Origin of the sequence: Micromonospora sp. LOL_014, assembly GCF_048060245.1 — a bacterium.
Classification (GTDB): Bacteria; Actinomycetota; Actinomycetes; order Mycobacteriales; family Micromonosporaceae; genus Micromonospora_E.
Genome location: NZ_JBHMIP010000022.1, coordinates 106,386 through 125,313, shown reverse-complemented (window position 1 = coordinate 125,313; position 18,928 = coordinate 106,386). Strand labels below are relative to the sequence as shown.

The window sequence follows — 18,928 nt, the reverse complement described above, 5'->3', positions numbered from 1 at the left end:
GACCATCCACATCTACCGGGTCCAGCCACCACCAAGATCAACTTAAGCTACGTGGCATTGCACTGAGGCCTGCCGACCGTCAACCAGCGAGTCCCCTGCGCGGTGCAGGACACCGACGATTCGTACGTGCCCGCCCACCGTGCTCCCGGCGAAGCGCATCTCTGCGCCCAGGCCGTGTTCCACCACTGGGTGTAACAGTTGAAGGTCCGACTTGACGTGCCTTGGGCGCTGGCCGAGGCACCGCCAAGGATCGTGGCCCCGAAAACCAGTAGCCCCAACACTGTCAACTGGGCCAACCATCGCGCTCCAGATGAGCGCGGAGCCGACGATCTTGCGGAATCGAACACTACGTGCACCTCCCGTTCGATCGGGTCGGACGACAGCATAGTCAATGACCAGCCGCCAATCCATATCGATAGAATCCACCATAATCGCGGGGGGGATGAATCAAGCAGCCGCGAGGGCGGCGATTCCCCGCACCCGGGCAACTCCGTGCCCGCCGCTCCTGCTTGCCGGCCGTCCGGCACCGCCAAGCAGCTGGCAACACACGACAAAGTGTGAAATAGATCATCCGAGTAAGATCAGTTGTTGCTCGGTGCGGCCGAGCCGAAGGCACACCAGGCCACCGGCGGCCGCGATGTCGTGACCTTCTACTTCGAGACGCTGCCGGTCAGGCCGGACTGCACCTGCCGCTGGAAGACGATGTAGACCAGCAGCACCGGCAGCATCGCCATGGTCACCCCGGCGAACAGACCCGACCAGTCGGACTTGTAGCCCTGGTTCACCGACAGGTCGATCAGCCCCTGGGCGATCACCTGGTTCTTCGCCTCGCCGCCGCTGGGCTGCATCAGCAGGTACGGCAGGTACCACTGGTTCCACTGGCCGATCACGTTGAAGATGCCGATGCTGATCAGCCCGGGTTTCGCCATCGGCAGCATCACCCGGAAGAACAGCGTGCTGTGCGACGCGCCGTCCACCATCGCCGCCTCGGCGACCGTGGTCGGCAGCGTCTTGAAGAACGAATGCATGAAGAAGACCGTGAACGCCAGCGACCAGGCCACGTAGACCAGGATCAGCATCACGTGGCTGTTCGGGCCGAGCAGCGGGAAGTAGACGCCGGTGTTGTAGACGCCCTTGTACAGCGGCACCGCGGCCATGAACACCGGCAGGGTCAGCCCGGACAGGAACATGTAGTAGATGACCCGGTTGCCGGGGAACTCGTAGCGGGCCAGCACGTAGGCGGCCATCGAGCCGAGCAGCATGGTCAAAAAGACCCCGCCGCCGACGATGAGGATGGTGTTGACGAAGAAGTCGCCGATGCCGCCGTCGACCCAGGCCCGGGCGAAGTTCTCCCAGTGCAGCTGGTCCGGGATCAGCGACAGCGGCTCCCGGATGATCTGCGCGTCGTCCTTGAACGACGACATGACCACCCACAGCAGCGGCAACACCACCATCGCTCCCCAGACCAGCAGGAACAGGTGGGAGAAGCCGTTGAAGAAGGAATCGCTGACCGCGCCGGCCCGCCGGGGCGGCAGCGACCGGGCGGTACGCCGACCGCCGGCGGCCTTAGACGGCGGGGGCGGCGGGCTGGCCGCGCTGGTCGGTGGATTGGTGACAGTGCTCATCGCGCGGCCCTCCCTAGAATTCGATCCGCTCACGGCGGATGATCCGCAACTGCACCGCGGCGAGCAGCAGCGTGAAGATGGCCAGCGCGACACCGATCGCGCAGGCGTAGCCGAACTGGCCCTTGTTGAAGGCGGTGAAGTTGATGACCGAGGCGAAGACCTCACTGGCGTGGTCGGGGCCGCCCTGGTTGGGGGTCATCACGAAGACCAGCGCGTACATGTCCAGGGCGATGAAGCCGAGGTAGACCCAGGCGACCGAGATGCTGTCGCGCAGCAGCGGCAGGGTGATCCGCAGGAAGCTGGTCACCCGGCTGGCCCCGTCGAGCATCGCCGCCTCGAAGATGTCCTTCGGGATCGACTGCATGGCGGCGGAGAACAGCACCATGTAGAAGCCGACCCCGCCCCAGACGGCGATCAGCAGCAGCCACCACAGCACCGCCGGCACGCCGAGGAACGGCGTCGGGTCGGAGACGAACTTCAGCGGCTGCTCCGCGTCGACCAGACCGATCCTGATCAGGATGCCGTTGAGCAGCCCCTGACTGTCGCCCCGGTAGATGGCGCCCCACATGATGGCGACCAGGACCAGGGACAGCACCTGCGGGAAGAAGAAGATCACCTTGTAGACGCCGGAGCCGCGTACCCCCCGCACGCCGGCCCTGTCCCCACGCCCTCCCACGTTGAGCAGGAAGGCGAGGAACAGGGCCAGCGCGATGGTGAACAGCGGCAGGGTGACCAGGAAGAAGACGTTGTGCCAGAACGCCGTACGGATCAGTTCGTCGCCGAACAGCCGGACGTAGTTGGCCAGCCCGACGAACTCCTGGGTATCGGAGTAGCCGCCCCAGTTGGTCAGCGAGTAGCCGGCCGCCTGGGCGTACGGCCAGACGACGTAGAACACGTACAGCGCTACCGGCAGTGCCAGGAAGCCCGTCACGAACCGGGCCTTTCCGTGCTGCATCGTCAGGTCACCTTCTGCTCGATCGGGTCAGCGGAGCGACGACTCAGGACCGGGTGAACTTGTTCACCGCGTCGTCCGCCGCGATCTCGTCGGCCGCCTGCTGCAGGGTGTCCTGGAACTGCTTGGCGGTCATCCGGCCGGCCATCAGCTCGCCGATCGCGTTCTGCTCCACCTTGTCCAGGTCGGCGTACCAGTCGGGGTGGCGGAACGAGACCAGGTCGCCGGGGGCGTTGGTCATCAGCTCGTTGGCCGAGGTCAGCGCGGTGGAGGTGGTGACGTTGTCGCCGGAGCCCTTGACCGAGGCGAGTGAGCTGGTCAGCTCGGCGAACTTACCGGCGCCCTCCTTGGAGAGCATGGCCCGCAGAAACTCCATGCCGCCGGGGGCGTTGGCGGCCTTCTTCGGCACGATCCAGCCTTCGCCGGAGCCGGCCTGCACGGTGCCGTACGGGGCGGCGTCGTCGGCACCGACGCTCCACACCGGGGCGATCTTCATCTGGAAGCCGCTCGGGATGGTGGCCCGCATCTCGTTCTCCAGCCAGGTGCCGCAGGGCAGGAACGCCGCCTTGCCGTCCAGCCAGGCCTGCTGCGACTCGGTGTGGGTCAAGGTGTCGCTGCCGGTGAGGGTGTAACCGTCGGCGACCATCTTCTCGACGGCGCTCATCGCGGCGGTGACCGCGTCGGTCTGCCAGGCGCCTTCGGCGAGGTTGTCGATGTCGACGACCGCCTGGCGGCCGCCGGCCAGCCAGATCCAGGTCATGATCGGCCAGCGCATGTAGTACGGGTACTTGCCGGCGAAGGCGAACGGCGCGACGCCGGCCGCCTTGATCTTCGGGGCGAGGGTGAAGAACTCGTCGAAGCTGGTCGGCACCGCCCACCCGTTGCGGTCGAACAACGCCTGGTCGAACCAGAGACCGAAGACCGTGTACGCGTAGTTGAGCTGGAAGAACTCCCCGTCGAACGTACCATCGTCGACGGTGCCGGGCAGCAGCGTGTCGCGGACCTTCACGGCCGGGTCGTCCCAGCTCGGCGCGTCCAGCAGCGGGGTCAGCTCGGTCAGCGCGCCCTCGTTGATCAGGGTGTCGATCGCCATCAAATCGGCACCCGAGTTGTTGATCAGGTCGGCCGGGGTGGTGGAGAACTTCGGCTGCTGCTCGGTCTTGATCTTTTGGGTGGAGCTGAGGTTGACCGTGACGCTGTCGTGCTTGGCCACGAACAGCGTCTTGTCGAACTCGGGGTACTCGTCACCGAGGCCGCCGTTGAACACGACGACGTCGACGCTGCTGTCGTCGGCGACACCGAACGGGTTGTCGGCGCTCTTGGTGCCGGTCTCCGCACCCGTGCCGAGGTCGCTGCCGGCGCAGGCGGAGAGCAGGCCGGCCGCCGGACCGGCCAGCAGCCCGGCGGCGGCCGCGCGGCGCAGCAGGGTCCGCCGGCGCACCGAGGCGCCGACGACGGCGGACGGGATCCGCGCGGGATCAGGGTAGATCGACATGATGGGCGCTCCTCAGCTGGAGGTTTCGGCGGGGCGGATCGTGCTCCGGTCGACGGCCTTGTGACCGTCGACGGCTCGGGCGGTGCGGCGGAACGCCGCGTGCGCGCGGTCGTGGGTGCGCTGCGCGACGCCGACGTAGAGCAGGTCGAGGACGACGAGTTGGGGGTGCCGGGCGGAGAGCGCGTCCGGCCGGAAGGTGGTCGCCTGGGGGGCGGTGAGCAGGACGATGTCGGCCAGGTCGGCCAGGGTGGAGCGGGGGAAACTGGTCAGCGCGACGGTGGTCGCGCCGTGGCTGCCGGCCTCGGCGACCATCTCGATGGTCTCCCGGGTCTGGCCGGTGTGCGAGATACCGAGGGCCACATCGCCGTCGCGCATCAGCGCCGCGCTGGCCAGGCCGTTGTGCACGTCGGTCCAGGCCCAGGCCGGTACGCCGATGCGGTGCAGGCTGAACTGCATCTCCTCGCCGACCAGGGCGCTGCCGCTGGCGCCGAAGATGTTGACCCGGCTGGCGGCGGCGACCGCGTCAGCGGCCTGCTCGACCTGGCTGAGGTCGAGCAGTGCGGCGGTGTCCTGCATGGCCTGGGTGTCGGCGGCCATGATCTGGCCGAGCACCCGGTCAAGCGGGTCACCGGGCTGGATCTCCCGGCCGATGTCGACGGTCCAGCCGGCGGCGCGGGCCCGGCCGGTCTCGGCGGCGATGCCGAGCCGCAGGTCGGCGTAGCCGTCGAAGCCGAGTGCCCGGCAGAACCGGGTGACCGTCGCCGGCGACGTACCGCTGCGTTCGGCCAGCTCGACGATGGTGGCGCGGGCGGCTGCGGTTGGGTCGGTGAGCACCTGGTCGGCGACCCGGCGCAGCGCACCGGTGAACTCGGTGAGCCGGATCCGGGCGAGCACCGTGTCGGCCGGCCCCGGGGCGTCGACCACCGCGGTCCCCGCGGGGATCTCCACCTCGCTGTCAGCCATCGGCGTCGACCTTTCGGGAAGGACTGTTAACTGTTAGTGGTAAAAGTTCTTACTAACACCCCCTCCGTGTCAAGACCGTGGGCGAAGTTTTCAAACCGTTACCGGCTGGGAGCACGGCCAGTACGAATTGGACCTGGAACACAAGCAGCTACGCTCACCGGGGCCAGCAGATCCTGCTGGAGCCGCGAGCCGTCGAGTTGCTGTGCCACCTCGCTGCCCACCGGGACCGGCTGGTCACCAGGCAGGAACTGCTGGACACGCTCTGGTCCGGGCGGCACGTCACCGAGTCCGTCTTCGTCTCGGCCCTGCGCGCCGCCCGTCACTCGGTCCGCGAGACTTTCTCGAGCTGCGGCCCGCATCCACGAGCCGCTGGCACACTCCCCGCTGCCTCGTCCGGGAGAACGCCGCACCCACCCACCCCGACGGCTACCGCAACGTCCACCTGTGGCCCGCCATCACCGGAGGCGACCTGCCGCTGCTCGTCGCCGCCGAACGGGCACTGCTCTCCCTGGAACTGGACGTCGTGTGGCGGCTGCTGGCTGCATCCGCGATCGGCACGGACGTTACCGAACAGGCACGACGGCTGGCCGATACCTTCGCCAGCCGCAAGCCACCTGACGGCCGCCGACAAGCGTCGGCCAGCGCCGCCGACGCCCTGGAAGCATCGATCGCCGCCACCAATCCAAAGGACACCAAGGGCGGGACGTACCGAAAGTTCCGCGAGGATCTGCGAGACAACAAGATCAAGGACCGGGGTATGGCGCAGGCATGGCCAGCGCACATCCTTGTGCTACTCAACAGAGCCCGTGATCGCGCTCCGATCACCCACGGCACCGCGACCACCGCGGACGCGGTCATCGTCGAGGCTGCCGCCGCCCTGGGTGGATTGGGCAAGGCGGGTCAAGCCGGCGGCCTGCTGCACCGTCATCGCCAACTCCATGGCGAGGTCAGCGGTTGCATCCGCAGCCGGACGCAGCCCACCCGCTGACGATCCACTACCGCTCAGAGCCGTTCGGCGGCGGCAGTGAACCAGTCCCTGCGGCTGCTGACCAGCCCGGTCCTCACGCCCCGGTCCCAAAGTGCACGCCGTCGTGGATGTCACGTGCCTGCACCGCCGGACCGCGGACCGGGCCGGAGATCGTGTTGCTGGCCCGGCTGTGGTCGTCTGCCGTCCGCGCAGCCCTGACCTCAGCCCAGAGCCGGTGCAGCTCGGCGGCGAAAACCTGGTCGTTGAGCGTGGCTGCGGTCAGCGCGGCGCGTAGTTCCGCGATCCGCGGACCGTCCAACGGCTCACGTTGGGCTGCGTCGAGTGCGTTCCCGGTGGCGGGCTGCTCGGCAGCCTTCCGCCGGACGAGCCGGACCAGTGCCGCGAACGCGGCCTTGCCGCCAGCGGTCACCTCGGCTGCTGCGCCCGTCGCCAGCGCCGTCGCGACAGCGGTCAGGACTGGGTCATTCATCAGTACTCATGTCCTTCCTCAATTGGCTCCAGCCGCCGCCGCACCTCGGCGACCAGCGGGGCGTCCAACCCGATCAGCGTCGTCAGCGCCGCCGACCACGCCTGACGCGCTGCGGTCCGGTCTCCGTCCGCCGCGTGCGCATCGCCCACGTACACTAGGGTGATGCACTCATGGCGGGGATCGCCGGCCGCCGCGAACAACTCGCGAGCGCGGGCAAGATGGTCCAGCGCCGCGACAGGCTCCGGCACGTCGGTCAGGGTGCGACCGAGCTGCAGCTCGACCAGCGCCTCGCTCCAGCGGTTCCCCAACGTCCGAAAGATCTTCATGGCCTGCTCGTACGACGCGATCGCCTCGGCGTACCGGAGCATGTTGCGGTGGCCGTTCCCGAGGCTCATCAAGGACAGACCGATGCCCCGGTCCTCGCCGGCGTCGCGGAAGATCTCCAACGCGCCCTCGGCGCACGCGATCGCCTCGTCGAAGCGCCCCGAGTCCTCGTAAGCGAGGCAGCAGCCGCGCAGCGCGTAGCCGGCTGTCCAGCTGTCGCCGACCTGCTGGGCCGCGTCCCGCGCTTCCGAGTAGTACCGCAGTGCCTCGTCGATCTCGCTGCGGTCCCACCAGGCATCGCCGAGGAGCAGCAGCATGAAGCCTTCGGCCGATCGGTCCGCCAGGTGGCGGGTGCAGTCGAGGGCCAGGAGATGACTGTCGATCCAGGCCCGCCAGTAGGAGCGTCGTTCGAAGAACGCCATCGAGGCGGCGGCGAGTTTCCAGGTGACGTCGCAGTGCCCGGTGTCGTGCGCCAGGCGGATGACGTCGAGTACGTTCAGGCGCTCCTGCTCGGACCAGCGCAACGCCTCGTCGAGCGTCGCGAACGGAGGCCGCCCGTCAGCGGTGACGCCGGTCAGGCCCGGAATCGGTCGGCCCTGGGGAAGGATCTTGCGATAGCTGTCGTACGCCCGGACCAGGTGCCAGTCGAACATCCGCGCCAGCCCAGCCTTGGCCTCGGCGGGTGGCTCGTCCGCCTGCGCCCGTTCCGCAGCGTACAGCCGGAGCAGGTCATGCAACCGGTACCGGTGCCCCACGATCCGGGTCAGCAGGTGCAGCCCAACCAACGAATCCAGGTGCCGCCGCGCCTCCGACACCGGCCGCCCGGTCAGTGCCGCCACCGCCGAGAACGAGACATCTGCGCCCGGATGCAGCCCCAACAACCGGAAGGTACGCGCGACCGGAGGGTCGAGCGACCGGTAGGTCCACGAGACGACGGTACGGACGGCGGACAACTCGTCACCGGGCACGGACAGTGCGTCGAGCCGACCATTCTCCTCCTCCAGCTCCGTCACTAGATCGGCCAGGCTCATGTCCGGGTCGCTGACGGCGCGGTCGGCCACGATGCGTAACGCGAGTGGGAGCCGCGAGCAGAGTGCCGCCAGCCGCACGGCCGCCGCAGGCTCGGCGTCGATGCGTTCCGGGCTGGTCGTCTCGCGCAACAGCCGGATGGAGTCGTCGTCGGTCAGCACGTCGAGTACCGCCCGGATCGCACCGTCGCGCACCGCCAGACCGGAAAGCCTGTCCCGGCTCGTGATGATCACCATGCAGGTCGGGGAGGCGGGTAGCAGCGGTCGTACCTGCTCGGCGGTCGACGCGTTGTCCAGCAGCACCAGCATGCGACGTCCGTCGGTCAGTGACCGGTAGAGCGCGGTCCGCCCGGGCAGGTCCGTCGGAATCTTCTCCGGCGGTACGTTGAGCGCCCGTAGGAACCCGTCGAGGGCCTCCTGCGGGGTCAACGGCGGCACCGCATCATAGCCGCGCAGATTGATGTAGAGGTCTCCGTCCGGGAACCGGGCGCGCACCCGGTGTGCCCAGTGGACCGCGAGCGCTGTCTTGCCGACCCCGGCGCTACCCGAAACGGTCGAGATCGTCACGACCGGGAGCCTGCCGTCGCTGGTTCGTAGATCTGTCTCGTCGAGTAGCGAATCGAGCTGCCGGATATGCAGTTCCCGGTCGATGAAGCCTTTCGTGGCGGGTGGCAGTTGGCGTGGCGGGGGAAGCGGGACATCGGTGACCCGGACGTGCACGCCACCAGATATCTGCGCGGCCTGGACAACCGCACCGGCGCCTCCGGCGAAGTCGTTGTCGGCGTCTGCGTTGCCGTGGGCCGGGTTCATGGCACCTCGGCTCCGCCACGCGCGGCGAGAAAATTGGGACCCCGCAGCCCCATCAGTACGAGATCCTGATACCTGCCGTCGAAGTACTCCTGTTCGCGAAGTAGCCCTTCGACGACGAATCCCAGTCGTTCGTGCAGCCGCAGCGAAGCGACGTTACTAGCGTGAATGTCCGCAAGGCACTTGTGGTAGCGCCGTTGCGTGAACATGTAGCACAGCAGGATTCGTGCGGCTTCCGTCGCATAACCGTGGCGCCGTTGGTTCCGCGCGATGGCGAGGCCGTAGCTGAAGCTGCCGCTACGTTGGTCCGTGTCGCGGGTCGAGATCGCCCCGATCATTCCCGAGTTGTCGACCCGTTCGATGGCGAGCGCGAAGCAGTCACTTCCAGGCTGCCAGGTGCCGACAGCGACGATCTCCTGCCGGCGTTGTGCCGTCGAGCGCGGCGGCTCGACCCGGAACACGGACCGTGCGTCCTCGGTGTGCTCGGCGAAGGCCTGGTAGTAGCGGTCGTCATCGGGTTCGATCGCACGTAGCCGGACAAGGTCGCCGACCCAGAGTGAGCTCGACATGCCTGCACCTCCCTCACTTCGCCGCGGACCTGGACTCACAGACGGTCACCGCGCATCGCGTCACTACGACCGGTAGTCGGCGAACCTGGTCGCGCGGGTCCATGCCACGTCGCGCCAGTAGCAGTGCTGGAGTATGTCGTCCACACCGTCGACCGCCTCAAAGCCGAGGAACGTGTCGTCGTCGCCGAAGTGCAGGACCGCGAGTTTGCGCGAGTCGAAGAGCCAGAAATCATGGTGCGGGAGGTCCAACGCATCGGCCACGTCGCGATCGATGTATCGAATGTCCTCGCCGACGGCCAGGTTGTACGGGGTGATGGAAATTTCGAAACGGAGGTAGTCGCTCGGTGGATCATCGACGACTCGGACGCGTTCCACCCGCTTCCCGGTCGAGGTCTGCGACGCCATCAGGTCGAGCCAGCCCCGGAGCCATTCGATGCCCGGGTCCCGGCCAGCAAGAAAATCCTGAAATGGAAGATCCTCGGCCTGCACCCCGTAAGATCTTCGCACCTCGAACTTGAAGGCGACATGCTCAAAGCCCAGAAAGAGCTTCTGGAAAGCATCAGGGTCGTCGACGATCACCGTCATTCGCTACTCTTGCCCTCGAACCAGGACATGAGCGAACGGGGCACCACGACAAAATTCTCGCCCGGCAGCACGTCACGGAGCCGGGAAAGCGCCTCCGGGTCGGTCAACTCATGACCTTGAACGACGATGTCCCCGGTATCGGTCTCGTAGAGCGTCGGACAAGATCCAGCGTTGCTCGATGTAGACAAAAAGCGAAGCTTCATCGACTCCTCCATTGGCCGATCTGGGAGACAAGAATACCAGTCGATCAATTAATGACGGAAGCTGTCTTTGCCCCTACCTGTCCAATCCTTCGCAATGTGAGACCTGTCCCATAAGCGGCCTGTCGACCTACGCTGTGGAAGTTAGCGCTCGTCCCCTGTGGCCGCCGTCGAGGGTCGACGCCGGGCGTCCGCTGCGAAGCTCTACAGCGGAACTCACAGCTCGGGCCGCTCGGCAGTGGCGGTGAACCGGTCCTTGCGTGGCTGCTCACGTCCAGCTGCGCGACGCGCAGCCCCACCTTGCGACACAGCGCGGCGAGGTCCTCCGGCTCGTAGTAGCTGAACCACCGGAGGGCCGGGAAGTCGAGGTGCTGCGCCACCCGTCACGACCCCGTACTTCACGCTGATCAGCACCTTACCGCCCGGCAGCAAGACCCGACGGATGTCGACCGGCGCGGTAACCGCGTACTGCCGGGGCAGGTGCAACCGGACCCCCGCTGGCGATGACACCGGCGAAAGCCGCGGACCGCAGCGGCAGGGCGAGCGCGTCGCAGCAGACGGCAGCGTTGACTGCGATCCGTACAGTGGTCGCGCGTAGCAGCTCCGGGGTGACGTCGGCGAGGACGACGGCCCGGCCGGTGCCGGCGACTAGGTCGGCGCCGCGCAGGAGCGACGCACCTGGCAGGAGGTGAAGCGGGCCAAGGTCTGTTCGCGTACGATGTCGTGGCGCATCGAGAACGGCAAGTTCCCAGCCAAGATGAACACGGTCCGAGGTCTGTGCTGGTTCTACGGAGCGGGCCCCGAGACAACGAACGCGCTGACCCGCCTCGCCGGAGCGGGTGACGAGCACGGCTGGTGGGAGTCGCACGGCGACGCCGTACCGGACTGGTTTCAGCTCTACGTCGGCCTCGAAGCCGCCGCCACCGAGATCCGCAGCTACAACCCGGAGTTGGTCCACGGTCTCTTGCAGACCCCGGACTACATGCGGGCGGTGTTGCGTGCCGCCGACCCACAGACGTCCGAGCAGCAGATCGAGCGGCTGGTGTCGCTGCGGCTCAATCGGCAGATCTCCTACTACGACCGTGAGGAGCCGGCCCGGATCGTCGCCGTCCTCGGTGAGGGCGCCCTCCCCCGCGAGGTCGGCAGCCCGGCGGTGATGGCCGAGCAACGCGCCCACCTGGCCAGCGTCGGTCGGCGGGTCCGGGTGGAGATCCGGGTTCTCCCCTGGTCCGCCGGTGCCCACGCCGTGATCGCTGGTGCTTTCACCGTCCTGGACTTCGCCGACCCGACGACCGGACGTGGTCTACGTCGAGTCCCATATGGGCGCTCGCTACCTGGAGCTTGCAGTAGAGCTGGCGGAGTACCGCCGAGTCTTCCGGCTGATCCGCCAGCAGTCGGTCTCGATCGAAAAGCACCTGCGATGAAGCCCGGCACCCCCCTGGTGCACCTCCAGCCGCAGCGCCGGCAACGGCGGCGAGTGCGTCGCGTACCTCGGCACGCCGGCCACGCCGAGGTACGCGACAGCAGGGACCGCACCGGCCCCACCTTGATGTTCAGCACTGCCCAGTGGGGCACCTTCACCACGGCCCTGCAGACCGGCGCCCTCCCCCACTGACCCAACCCACCACGGTGTCGCCCGGCTCCCGTAACGAGCCGGGCGACACCTCCGGTCTGCACCAATGAAGGGCAGCTCCCGACAGAGCTGCGACAGGGTCGAAGTCTTGCCCATCCTGGCCTGCGGCGAAACCACCGGCCCGCGAGAGGTCCATGCTCACGGCCGTCACGCGGGCTGCATCCGCAGGACCTTCCCGGACTGAGCCAAAGACGCTACCAGGACACGACCGCCTCGGCCAACGTCAGCTGACTGCCGTCTGGCTGCCAGTCGCAGACGTACCGCTCGTAGTGGAGGTCGTGCCGCCGGGTACAGAAGGCATCGACCCGGTCACCAAGCACAGCGAGTACGCGGCAGCCGGCATATCTCAGTACTAACTCGTGGACCAGGGTCCGGCCCGGACAGTCACGATGCATCGCCTGGCCGGTTATCGCTTCACGGTGCCCGCAAGGATGCCCCTGCCTGGATCCTCAACATGAGCGCGGACGAGCACGATCTCCGCTGACCGCCGACGACCAGGTCGATGCTGCCGAGTGGCGGCGTCGCCGCACCGACCCGGAGCTGTCAAATCTCGCCGAGATCGACCTCAACAGGAAAAGGCGCTGCCAGCTTCACGAGGCCGGTGAAGACTTCGTCGTCGCGGTAGCGGCCCGTTGCTGGGTCGAGCACGTACGTGTAAACGATGGGCGCGCCAGTGACTACCTGCTCAACACGCCAATAGAACTGAATTCCAGCCCGCGCATACTGACTTGCCTTGACGATCCGGTCGGTCGTCTCCGATCCGGGAGAGACCACCTCGACCACGAGAAGCACATGCTCGGGTCGTGTCGGCGTGACGTCGATGGTGTCCGCCCGGTAGACCGTCACATCCGGACGGCGGTTGTTCAGCGGCACGTCTTGGAGCCGGAGATCGAAGTCAGTGTCCGCGTTCCAATCCGGCCCCGCCGCGAGGTCCAAGGCGTTCGCCAAAATCCTGGCGAGGCGGTTGTGCCGCTTGGAGGCGCTCGGACTCACGAGGACCATCCCATCCACGATCTCGATACCCGCGCACTGCTCTTCTGTCCACGTCGCGTATTGCTCGGCCGTGACCTGCTCATGCATCCAGTCCGGCGCGACCATTTCTACAGTCATACACACCTCCTGAATGACGGTCGGCTACCAGGTCCAAGATACCGTGGCTCCGGATGACTCACCGAAGGGACCGGTCAGGTCTGGGTGGGAAAGCCGAGGTTGACGCCGCCGTGGCGGGGGTCGAGCCAGCGGCTGGTCACCACCTTGCCCCGGGTGAAGAAGTGCACCCCGTCACGGCCGTGGGCGTGGCTGTCGCCGAACAGCGACGCCTTCCAGCCGCCGAACGAGTAGTACGCCATCGGCACCGGGATCGGCACGTTTATGCCGACCATGCCGACCTCGACCTCGTGTTGGAAGCGCCGGGCGGCGCCGCCGTCGTTGGTGAAGATCGCCGTACCGTTGCCGTAGGGGTTGGCGTTGACCAGCTCCAACGCGGCGTCGTACGAGTCGACCCGCAGCACCGACAGCACCGGGCCGAAGATCTCGTCGGTGTAGACCGACATCTGCGGGGTCACCTGGTCCAGCAGGGTCGGGCCGAGCCAGAAGCCGGCGGCGTCGCCGTCGGCCGACACGCCCCGGCCGTCGACGACGACCTTGGCGCCGTCGGCGGCACCGGCGGCCACGTAGCCGGCGACCCGGTCCCGATGTGCGGCGGTGATCAGCGGGCCCATGTCGCAGCCGGGCCGGCGGCCGTCACCGGTGCGGATCCTGCCGAGCCGTTCGACGATCCGGGCGACCAGGTCGTCGCCGACCGGTTCCACCGCCACCAGGGCGGAGATCGCCATGCACCGCTCCCCCGCCGAGCCGAACCCGGCGTTGACCGCCGCGTCGGCGGCCAGGTCGAGGTCGGCGTCGGGCAGCACCACCATGTGGTTCTTCGCCCCGCCGAGAGCCTGGACGCGTTTGCCGGCGGCGGTGCCTCGCTGGTAGACGTGCCGGGCCACCGGGGTGGAGCCGACGAACGACACCGCCCGTACGCCCGGATGGTCCAGCAGTGCGTCGACAGCCTCACGGTCGCCGTGCACCACGTTGCAGACCCCGGGCGGCAGGCCGGCTTCGGTGAACCATTGCGCGAGCAGCACCGCCGCCGACGGGTCCTTCTCGGACGGTTTGATCACGACAGCGTTGCCGCATGCGACGGCGATCGGCACGAACCACAGCGGCACCATCGCCGGAAAGTTGAACGGTGAGATGACCGCGACGACGCCGAGCGGCTGGCGCAGGCTGTACGAGTCGACCTCGGTGGAGACGTTCTCGCTGAAGCTGCCGGTGAGCAGCGCGGGAATCCCACAGGCGTACTCGACGACCTCCAGGCCGCGTTGCACCTCGCCGGCGGCGTCGGCGAGGACTTTGCCGTGTTCGGCGGTGATCGCGGCAGCGAGTTCGTCGCGCCGGGCGTTGATGATCTCCCGGAAGGCGAACAGCACGTTGGCCCGCCGGGACAGCGACACGTCGCGCCAGTCGCGGGCGGCCCGCGCCGCGACCTGCACGACGGCGTCGACCTGCGCGGCGCTGGCGAACCCGACGGTGGCGGCGACCTGCCCGGTCGCCGGGTCGAACACGTCACCGTGGCGACCGTCGCCGCCGGCTGCCAATGTGGTACGGGTGCCGTCGACGAAATGCGGGATCCGGGTCATGCCGCAGCTCCTTCCACAGCGGCCGACACGGAGACGGCGCCGGACACCGACGCGATCGCGTCGACCAGGATCGCCAGGCCTTCGCGGGCCTCGTCGTCGGTGAGCGTCAACGGTGGGCCCATCCGCAGCACGTTGCCGTACAGGCCGCCCTTGCCGACCAGCAGCCCGCCGGCCCGGCAGGCCTCGAACACGGCGGTGGTCGCGGCCGGGTCCGGGTCGTGGGTGCCGGGCCGGACGAACTCGACGGCCAGCATCAGGCCCTTGCCGCGCACCTCACCGACGATCGGGTGCCGAGCCGCCGCCTCGACCAGTCCGGTGCGTAGCAGCTCGCCGGTGCGGGCGGCGTTGGCCTGCAGGTCGTGGTCGCGCAGATAGTCGAGCACGGCGACGCCGGCCGCCGTGCTGACCGGGTTGCCACCGAACGTGGAGAACGAGATCGCCGGTACGCAGTTGAGCACGTCGGCGCGGCCGACGACGCCGGCCAGGGCGAAGCCGTTACCGATGCCCTTGGCGAAGGTCAGCAGGTCCGGCACGACACCGTGCGCCTGGTAGCCCCAGAAATGATCGCCGGTACGCCCCCAGCCGGTCTGCACCTCGTCGGAGATCAGCAGGATGCCGGACTCGTCGAGGACCTTCTTCCACGCGCCGAGCAGCCCGTCGGGGCCGTGCACGAAGCCGCCGACGCCCTGGATCGGCTCGGCGATCAGGCAGGCGACGTCACCGGCGGTCTGGGTGGCGAGGACCTCGCGCAGGTCCTCGACGGCGGCGTCGAGCTGGGCGTCGGGGCCGAGCCGGGCCAGCAGGCCGCGCAGCCGGTCACCGGAGTGCAGCCAGGCCACCTGCAGCGGGTTGAGGGCGCTCGCCGACCAGCTGCGGTGCCCGGTGATGCCCATCGTGGCGTACGACCGGCCGTGGTAGCTGTTGCGGACGGCGAGGATCTGGTGTGAGCGGCGGTAGTTGGTGGCAGCCAGCAGCGCCGCCTCGTTGGCTTCGGTGCCGGAGTTGGTGAAGAAGACCCGGGCGTCGGCGATGCCGGACAGCGCGGCGATCCGTTCGGCCAGCTCCACCTGGTAACGGATCAGGTAGAGGGTGGAGGTGTGCACCACGCCGGTGCCGAGCTGACGCTGTACCGCTTCGCGGATCTCCGGGATGTCGTAGCCGATCATGTTGGTCAGCACGCCGCCGAAGAAGTCCAGGTAGCTACGGCCGTCGGCGGCGGTGACCCGCCGTCCGGAGCCGGCGACGATCTCCAGTGGTTCGGCGTAGTAGAGCGGCATCCAGTCGGGCATCACGGCCCGGTGCCGGGCCAGCAGGTCGTCGGAGGTCATCTGCGGCGCCACCCTTCCCCGGGAGAGTCGGTGCATGCACCTTCCCACCGGGGAACGGGCATCGGCAACTGCCAGCCTGTAGTGGCCGACCCGGCTCGACCTGACAGTCCGTCCCTGGGCTGGTTTGCGGCCTGCGGCTCGCCTCAGTCGTTCGAGGCGCTCGCCCCCGCATCTGCCTCTACTTCCGCCTCCGCGCCGCTGGAGCGTTGCCGCGCCGAGCGCACCCACAACCACACACCGGTCAGGCCACTCGTCACGGCCGCGACGGCGACCACGGCCTCCACCGCCAACGGGAAGTCGCTGAACGGGGACATCCGCTGCATCACCAGCCCGGCGAAGGCGACGGCGAACAACAGACAGGCGATCATCCGGTCACGAATCATGCCGTCCTATATAGCACCGGTGCCCCGTGCCGCCGTTGCCGGCACTGCGGAGTTGCCGGGTGCGGTGTCGCGGACGGCTGCGGTGAAGACCTCGGAGCGGTGTTCGAAGTTGCGGAAGTGCCCGTAGCTGGGGGCTGCCGGGGACAGCAGCACCACGCCACCAGCCGGGGTCAGTTCGCGGGCCAGCCGGACCGCCGCCGGGACGTCGTCGGCGAGGGCGGTGTGTACGCCGGGCAGCCCGGCCAGGGTGTCGACGATCCGGGGGCCGCTGTCCGGCACACCGATCACCGTCAGCTCAAGGTCGGCGACGTGCTCACGCAGCGGTGTGTAGTCGAGTCCCCGGTCGGTGCCGCCGACGATTACGGTCAGCGGACGGCCGACGTACGCGTCGATCGCGTGCATCGCCGAGTACGGGCTGGTGGAGATGCTGTCGTCGACGAAGGTCAACCCGGACGGGTCGGCGATCTCGGCGAGCCGGTGCGGCAGGCCGGCGAAGCCGCTCACGGCCTCGGCGATGGCGTCGCGTTGCGCGACGCAGTCGACGCCGAGCGCGTCGAGTACGGCGAGCGCGACGCAGAGGTTGCCTTCGTTGTGCCGGCCGGCCAGCGGCAGCACCGCCCGGGCGAACAGCGGCTCGCCGGCCCGGTGTAGGTACGGCCGACCGTCCGGCCCGGGTGCCAGGTGGTAGGAATCCGGTAGGCCGACGGTGACGGCGTCACCAAGCCGGGCGGCGGCACCGAGACGCTCGACCAACCTCGGGTCCGTACCGTTGAAAATAACCTTTTCCGGTCCGTACGCGATCAGGTTGAGCTTGTCGGCGTAGTAGCGTTCCTCGCCGCCGTGCGAGTCAAGGTGTTCCGGAAACAGCGACGTCAGCACGGCGATCCGGGGCGAGTCGGTCAGGTCGCTGCACTGGTACGAGGAGAGTTCCAGCACGTACAGGTCGGCTTCGGGCATGGCCAGCAGCGGCACGCCGATGTTGCCGCCGATGGCGTTCGGCCGGCCGAGCGCGGTCAGCAGATGGCTGATCAGGCTGGACGTGGTGGACTTGCCCTTGCTGCCGGTGACGCCGACGGTGCGGGCGGCGTGGTCGGCCATCCACAGCGCGGTGCCGCCGGTGATCGGCACGCCGCGCCCACGCAACTCGACCACCCACGGGTGGGTCTGCGGCACGCCGGGCGAGCGGACCACCACGTCGGCGGCGGCCAGTCGGGCGAAGCCGTCCTCGCCGGTGTGCAGCGGCGCGAGGTCGGCGTCCCAGTCCGGCGGGGCGGCGGTCGCGCTGTCGTCGACGGCGACCAGGGCGGCCGGGGCCTGGGCGGCGATCGCGGTCACCGCGGCCCGTCCCTCGCGGCCGGTTCCCCACACCGCGACGGATCGGCCACGCAGGTCAGCCAGGCGCACCGGTCATCTCCTCCAACGGCCAGCATGTCATCGGGCGCCGGATCATGGGCGCGAACCGGGACTAGTATGTCTGGTCGGTGATCAGTGGAGGAGGCACGGGTGACCCGCGACGAATTGCGACGCTGCACCGCGTTCACCTTTCCTACGCTGGAGTTCGATCCGGTGACCGGGGTGGCCGAGCTGGGCTATGCGCTCACCGGCGGTGACGGCGGTGAGCTGACCTTCGTCGAGCGGATCACCTTCCCGATGCCGCAGGATGCCACCCCGCCGCCGACCGGGCCCGGGTCGACGTTCCGTCGGGTGCTGGAGCTGCTGCACCTGGTCGCCGGGGTCAGCTACTACAAGGCGGCGGCCCCGCCTGCGCTGGTGGCGCCGGCACCGCTGGGGCCCGAGGCGGTCGCGCTGGTCACCGCCGCCTACACCAAGGGCCTGGCCGAGTACGCGTACCGCAACGAGCTGCCGCACGTGCTCGACCTCACCCCGGTGCTGCCGGACGGATCGCCGGCACCGCCGGAGCCGGTGGACACCGCCGACCGGCGGCCGTTGTCGGCGGTCGGCGGCGGCAAGGACTCGATCGTGTCGTTGGAGGCGCTGCGCCGGGCCGGCTTCGACCCGGTGCCGTTCTCGGTCAACCCGAATCCGGTGATCGTGGCGGTCAACGCGGCGTCCGGGCTGACCGCGCTGGCCGCCCGCCGGGCGTTGGACCCACGGTTGTTCAACCTCAACGCGTCCGGGGCGTACAACGGGCACATCCCGGTGACCGCGATCAACTCGCTGATCGCGGTCGGTACGGCGGTGCTGCACGGCCTCGGCCCGGTGGTGATGTCCAACGAACGGTCCGCCTCCGATCCGAACCTGATCTGGAACGGGCACGAGATCAACCATCAGTGGTCCAAGGGTGTCGAGGCCGAAGGGCTGCTACGCGACGCGCTACGCGGCCATGCCGGGCTGACCGAGCCGTACTTTTCGCTGCTGCGGACCCTGTCCGAGCTGCACATCGCCAAGCTGTACGCGGCGTCGACCGGCTACGACCCAGTGGTGACCAGCTGCAATGCCGCGTTCAAGTTGCGTGACCGCAGCGAACGCTGGTGTGGGGCGTGCCCGAAGTGCCGGTTCGTGTTCCTGGCGTTCGCGCCGTTCATGCAGCGGGACCGGCTGGTCGGCATCTTCGGGGTGGATCTGCTGGCCGACCCGGCGCAGTCGGCCGGTTTCCGGAAGTTGCTCGGCGTCGACGGGCACAAGCCGTTCGAGTGTGTCGGTGAGGTCGAGGAGTCACTGGTGGCGTTGCGGATGCTCGCCGAGTCGCCGCAGTGGCGCGACGCGCCGCTGGTGGCCGAGCTGATGGCGGCGGTGCCGGAACAGGCCTGGCCGGCGGTCGGTTCGTCCGACGTACTGCTGCCCGGCGGTCCGCACCACGTGCCGGCGGCGTACGCGAAGGTCCTCACCGCGTTGGGCTGAGACCCGCCACCGCCGGCACACCACACCCCG

Annotated in this window: 17 protein-coding genes and 1 pseudogene; 4 read left to right on the top strand and 14 right to left on the bottom strand. The window is 68.6% G+C overall.

The window, feature by feature from the left end:
• Positions 1-650: 650 nt before the first annotated feature.
• The 4 genes from ACFHW1_RS19850 to ACFHW1_RS19835 all read right to left on the bottom strand — a co-directional run bounded on the left by ACFHW1_RS19850 (position 651) and on the right by ACFHW1_RS19835 (position 5,035).
• Positions 651-1,454, bottom strand: a complete 804-nt coding sequence (locus tag ACFHW1_RS19850; RefSeq protein WP_416568374.1) for a carbohydrate ABC transporter permease — start codon at positions 1,452-1,454, stop codon at positions 651-653.
• Between the two features lie 184 nt (positions 1,455-1,638).
• A complete protein-coding gene (locus ACFHW1_RS19845) occupies positions 1,639-2,580 on the bottom strand; it encodes a carbohydrate ABC transporter permease (RefSeq protein ID WP_416554991.1) in 942 nt (313 codons plus the stop codon).
• 43 nt (positions 2,581-2,623) lie between these two features.
• The gene (gene ngcE / locus ACFHW1_RS19840; protein ID WP_416554989.1) at positions 2,624-4,072 is read right to left on the bottom strand and encodes an N-acetylglucosamine/diacetylchitobiose ABC transporter substrate-binding protein; all 1,449 of its coding nucleotides are present in this window, start codon (positions 4,070-4,072) and stop codon (positions 2,624-2,626) included.
• Positions 4,073-4,084: 12 nt separating this feature from the next.
• A complete protein-coding gene (locus ACFHW1_RS19835; protein WP_416554987.1) occupies positions 4,085-5,035 on the bottom strand; it encodes a MurR/RpiR family transcriptional regulator in 951 nt (316 codons plus the stop codon).
• Positions 5,036-5,112: 77 nt separating this feature from the next.
• On the opposite strand from ACFHW1_RS19835, the pseudogene ACFHW1_RS19830 reads away from it, so the two are divergent.
• Both ACFHW1_RS19830 and ACFHW1_RS19825 read left to right on the top strand, forming a co-directional pair.
• Positions 5,113-5,322 (top strand): annotated as a pseudogene (locus tag ACFHW1_RS19830) (winged helix-turn-helix domain-containing protein); the annotation flags it as partial.
• A gap of 236 nt (positions 5,323-5,558) precedes the next feature.
• The gene (locus ACFHW1_RS19825) at positions 5,559-6,023 is read left to right on the top strand and encodes a hypothetical protein (RefSeq protein WP_416554985.1); all 465 of its coding nucleotides are present in this window, start codon (positions 5,559-5,561) and stop codon (positions 6,021-6,023) included.
• A gap of 73 nt (positions 6,024-6,096) precedes the next feature.
• Here ACFHW1_RS19825 and ACFHW1_RS19820 read toward each other — a convergent pair whose 3' ends face one another.
• The 5 genes from ACFHW1_RS19820 to ACFHW1_RS19800 form a co-directional block, all read right to left on the bottom strand.
• The gene (locus ACFHW1_RS19820) at positions 6,097-6,492 is read right to left on the bottom strand and encodes a hypothetical protein (protein ID WP_416590777.1); all 396 of its coding nucleotides are present in this window, start codon (positions 6,490-6,492) and stop codon (positions 6,097-6,099) included.
• A complete protein-coding gene (locus ACFHW1_RS19815) occupies positions 6,492-8,654 on the bottom strand; it encodes an ATP-binding protein (protein WP_416568340.1) in 2,163 nt (720 codons plus the stop codon). The genes ACFHW1_RS19820 and ACFHW1_RS19815 overlap by 1 nt, the downstream gene beginning before the upstream one ends.
• Positions 8,651-9,220: a GNAT family N-acetyltransferase gene (locus ACFHW1_RS19810; RefSeq protein WP_416554979.1), complete on the bottom strand. Its 570-nt coding sequence runs from the start codon at positions 9,218-9,220 to the stop codon at positions 8,651-8,653. Before ACFHW1_RS19810 ends, ACFHW1_RS19815 begins: the two co-directional genes overlap by 4 nt.
• Positions 9,221-9,283: 63 nt before the next feature.
• Positions 9,284-9,805, bottom strand: coding sequence for a DUF6879 family protein (locus ACFHW1_RS19805; protein ID WP_416554977.1), 522 nt, complete (start codon positions 9,803-9,805; stop codon positions 9,284-9,286).
• A complete protein-coding gene (locus ACFHW1_RS19800) occupies positions 9,802-10,008 on the bottom strand; it encodes a hypothetical protein (protein WP_416615900.1) in 207 nt (68 codons plus the stop codon). The genes ACFHW1_RS19805 and ACFHW1_RS19800 overlap by 4 nt, the downstream gene beginning before the upstream one ends.
• Before the next feature lie 715 nt (positions 10,009-10,723).
• Between ACFHW1_RS19800 and ACFHW1_RS19795 the strand changes: the two genes are divergently transcribed.
• The gene (locus ACFHW1_RS19795; protein WP_416615898.1) at positions 10,724-11,620 is read left to right on the top strand and encodes a DUF397 domain-containing protein; all 897 of its coding nucleotides are present in this window, start codon (positions 10,724-10,726) and stop codon (positions 11,618-11,620) included.
• A gap of 561 nt (positions 11,621-12,181) precedes the next feature.
• Here the strand turns inward: ACFHW1_RS19795 and ACFHW1_RS19790 are convergent.
• From ACFHW1_RS19790 to murD, 5 genes are all read right to left on the bottom strand, one after another.
• Positions 12,182-12,748: a Uma2 family endonuclease gene (locus ACFHW1_RS19790; protein WP_416554971.1), complete on the bottom strand. Its 567-nt coding sequence runs from the start codon at positions 12,746-12,748 to the stop codon at positions 12,182-12,184.
• 74 nt (positions 12,749-12,822) lie between these two features.
• A complete protein-coding gene (locus tag ACFHW1_RS19785) occupies positions 12,823-14,325 on the bottom strand; it encodes a CoA-acylating methylmalonate-semialdehyde dehydrogenase (protein WP_416554969.1) in 1,503 nt (500 codons plus the stop codon).
• Positions 14,322-15,653, bottom strand: coding sequence for an aspartate aminotransferase family protein (locus ACFHW1_RS19780; RefSeq protein WP_416554967.1), 1,332 nt, complete (start codon positions 15,651-15,653; stop codon positions 14,322-14,324). The genes ACFHW1_RS19785 and ACFHW1_RS19780 overlap by 4 nt, the downstream gene beginning before the upstream one ends.
• A 143-nt stretch (positions 15,654-15,796) precedes the next feature.
• The gene (locus tag ACFHW1_RS19775; RefSeq protein WP_416554965.1) at positions 15,797-16,036 is read right to left on the bottom strand and encodes a hypothetical protein; all 240 of its coding nucleotides are present in this window, start codon (positions 16,034-16,036) and stop codon (positions 15,797-15,799) included.
• A 6-nt stretch (positions 16,037-16,042) separates the two neighbouring features.
• Positions 16,043-17,440, bottom strand: coding sequence for a UDP-N-acetylmuramoyl-L-alanine--D-glutamate ligase (murD, locus tag ACFHW1_RS19770; protein ID WP_416554963.1), 1,398 nt, complete (start codon positions 17,438-17,440; stop codon positions 16,043-16,045).
• A 99-nt stretch (positions 17,441-17,539) separates the two neighbouring features.
• Between murD and ACFHW1_RS19765 the strand changes: the two genes are divergently transcribed.
• Positions 17,540-18,898, top strand: a complete 1,359-nt coding sequence (locus tag ACFHW1_RS19765; protein ID WP_416554961.1) for a hypothetical protein — start codon at positions 17,540-17,542, stop codon at positions 18,896-18,898.
• The last annotated feature ends 30 nt before the right edge of the window (positions 18,899-18,928 follow it).

Excerpts from the sequence above, each read along its gene's own strand:
- ACFHW1_RS19850 (WP_416568374.1), bottom strand. The coding sequence starts at position 1,454 with ATGGTGGTGTTGCCGCTGCTGTGGGTGGTCATGTCGTCGTTCAAGGAC.
- ACFHW1_RS19845 (WP_416554991.1), bottom strand. The coding sequence starts at position 2,580 with ATGCAGCACGGAAAGGCCCGGTTCGTGACGGGCTTCCTGGCACTGCCG.
- ngcE (WP_416554989.1), bottom strand. The coding sequence starts at position 4,072 with ATGTCGATCTACCCTGATCCCGCGCGGATCCCGTCCGCCGTCGTCGGC.
- ACFHW1_RS19835 (WP_416554987.1), bottom strand. The coding sequence starts at position 5,035 with ATGGCTGACAGCGAGGTGGAGATCCCCGCGGGGACCGCGGTGGTCGAC.
- ACFHW1_RS19820 (WP_416590777.1), bottom strand. The coding sequence starts at position 6,492 with ATGAATGACCCAGTCCTGACCGCTGTCGCGACGGCGCTGGCGACGGGC.
- ACFHW1_RS19815 (WP_416568340.1), bottom strand. The coding sequence starts at position 8,654 with ATGAACCCGGCCCACGGCAACGCAGACGCCGACAACGACTTCGCCGGA.
- ACFHW1_RS19810 (WP_416554979.1), bottom strand. The coding sequence starts at position 9,220 with ATGTCGAGCTCACTCTGGGTCGGCGACCTTGTCCGGCTACGTGCGATC.
- ACFHW1_RS19805 (WP_416554977.1), bottom strand. The coding sequence starts at position 9,805 with ATGACGGTGATCGTCGACGACCCTGATGCTTTCCAGAAGCTCTTTCTG.
- ACFHW1_RS19800 (WP_416615900.1), bottom strand. The coding sequence starts at position 10,008 with ATGAAGCTTCGCTTTTTGTCTACATCGAGCAACGCTGGATCTTGTCCG.
- ACFHW1_RS19795 (WP_416615898.1), top strand. The coding sequence starts at position 10,724 with ATGTCGTGGCGCATCGAGAACGGCAAGTTCCCAGCCAAGATGAACACG.
- ACFHW1_RS19790 (WP_416554971.1), bottom strand. The coding sequence starts at position 12,748 with ATGACTGTAGAAATGGTCGCGCCGGACTGGATGCATGAGCAGGTCACG.
- ACFHW1_RS19785 (WP_416554969.1), bottom strand. The coding sequence starts at position 14,325 with ATGACCCGGATCCCGCATTTCGTCGACGGCACCCGTACCACATTGGCA.
- ACFHW1_RS19780 (WP_416554967.1), bottom strand. The coding sequence starts at position 15,653 with ATGACCTCCGACGACCTGCTGGCCCGGCACCGGGCCGTGATGCCCGAC.
- ACFHW1_RS19775 (WP_416554965.1), bottom strand. The coding sequence starts at position 16,036 with ATGATTCGTGACCGGATGATCGCCTGTCTGTTGTTCGCCGTCGCCTTC.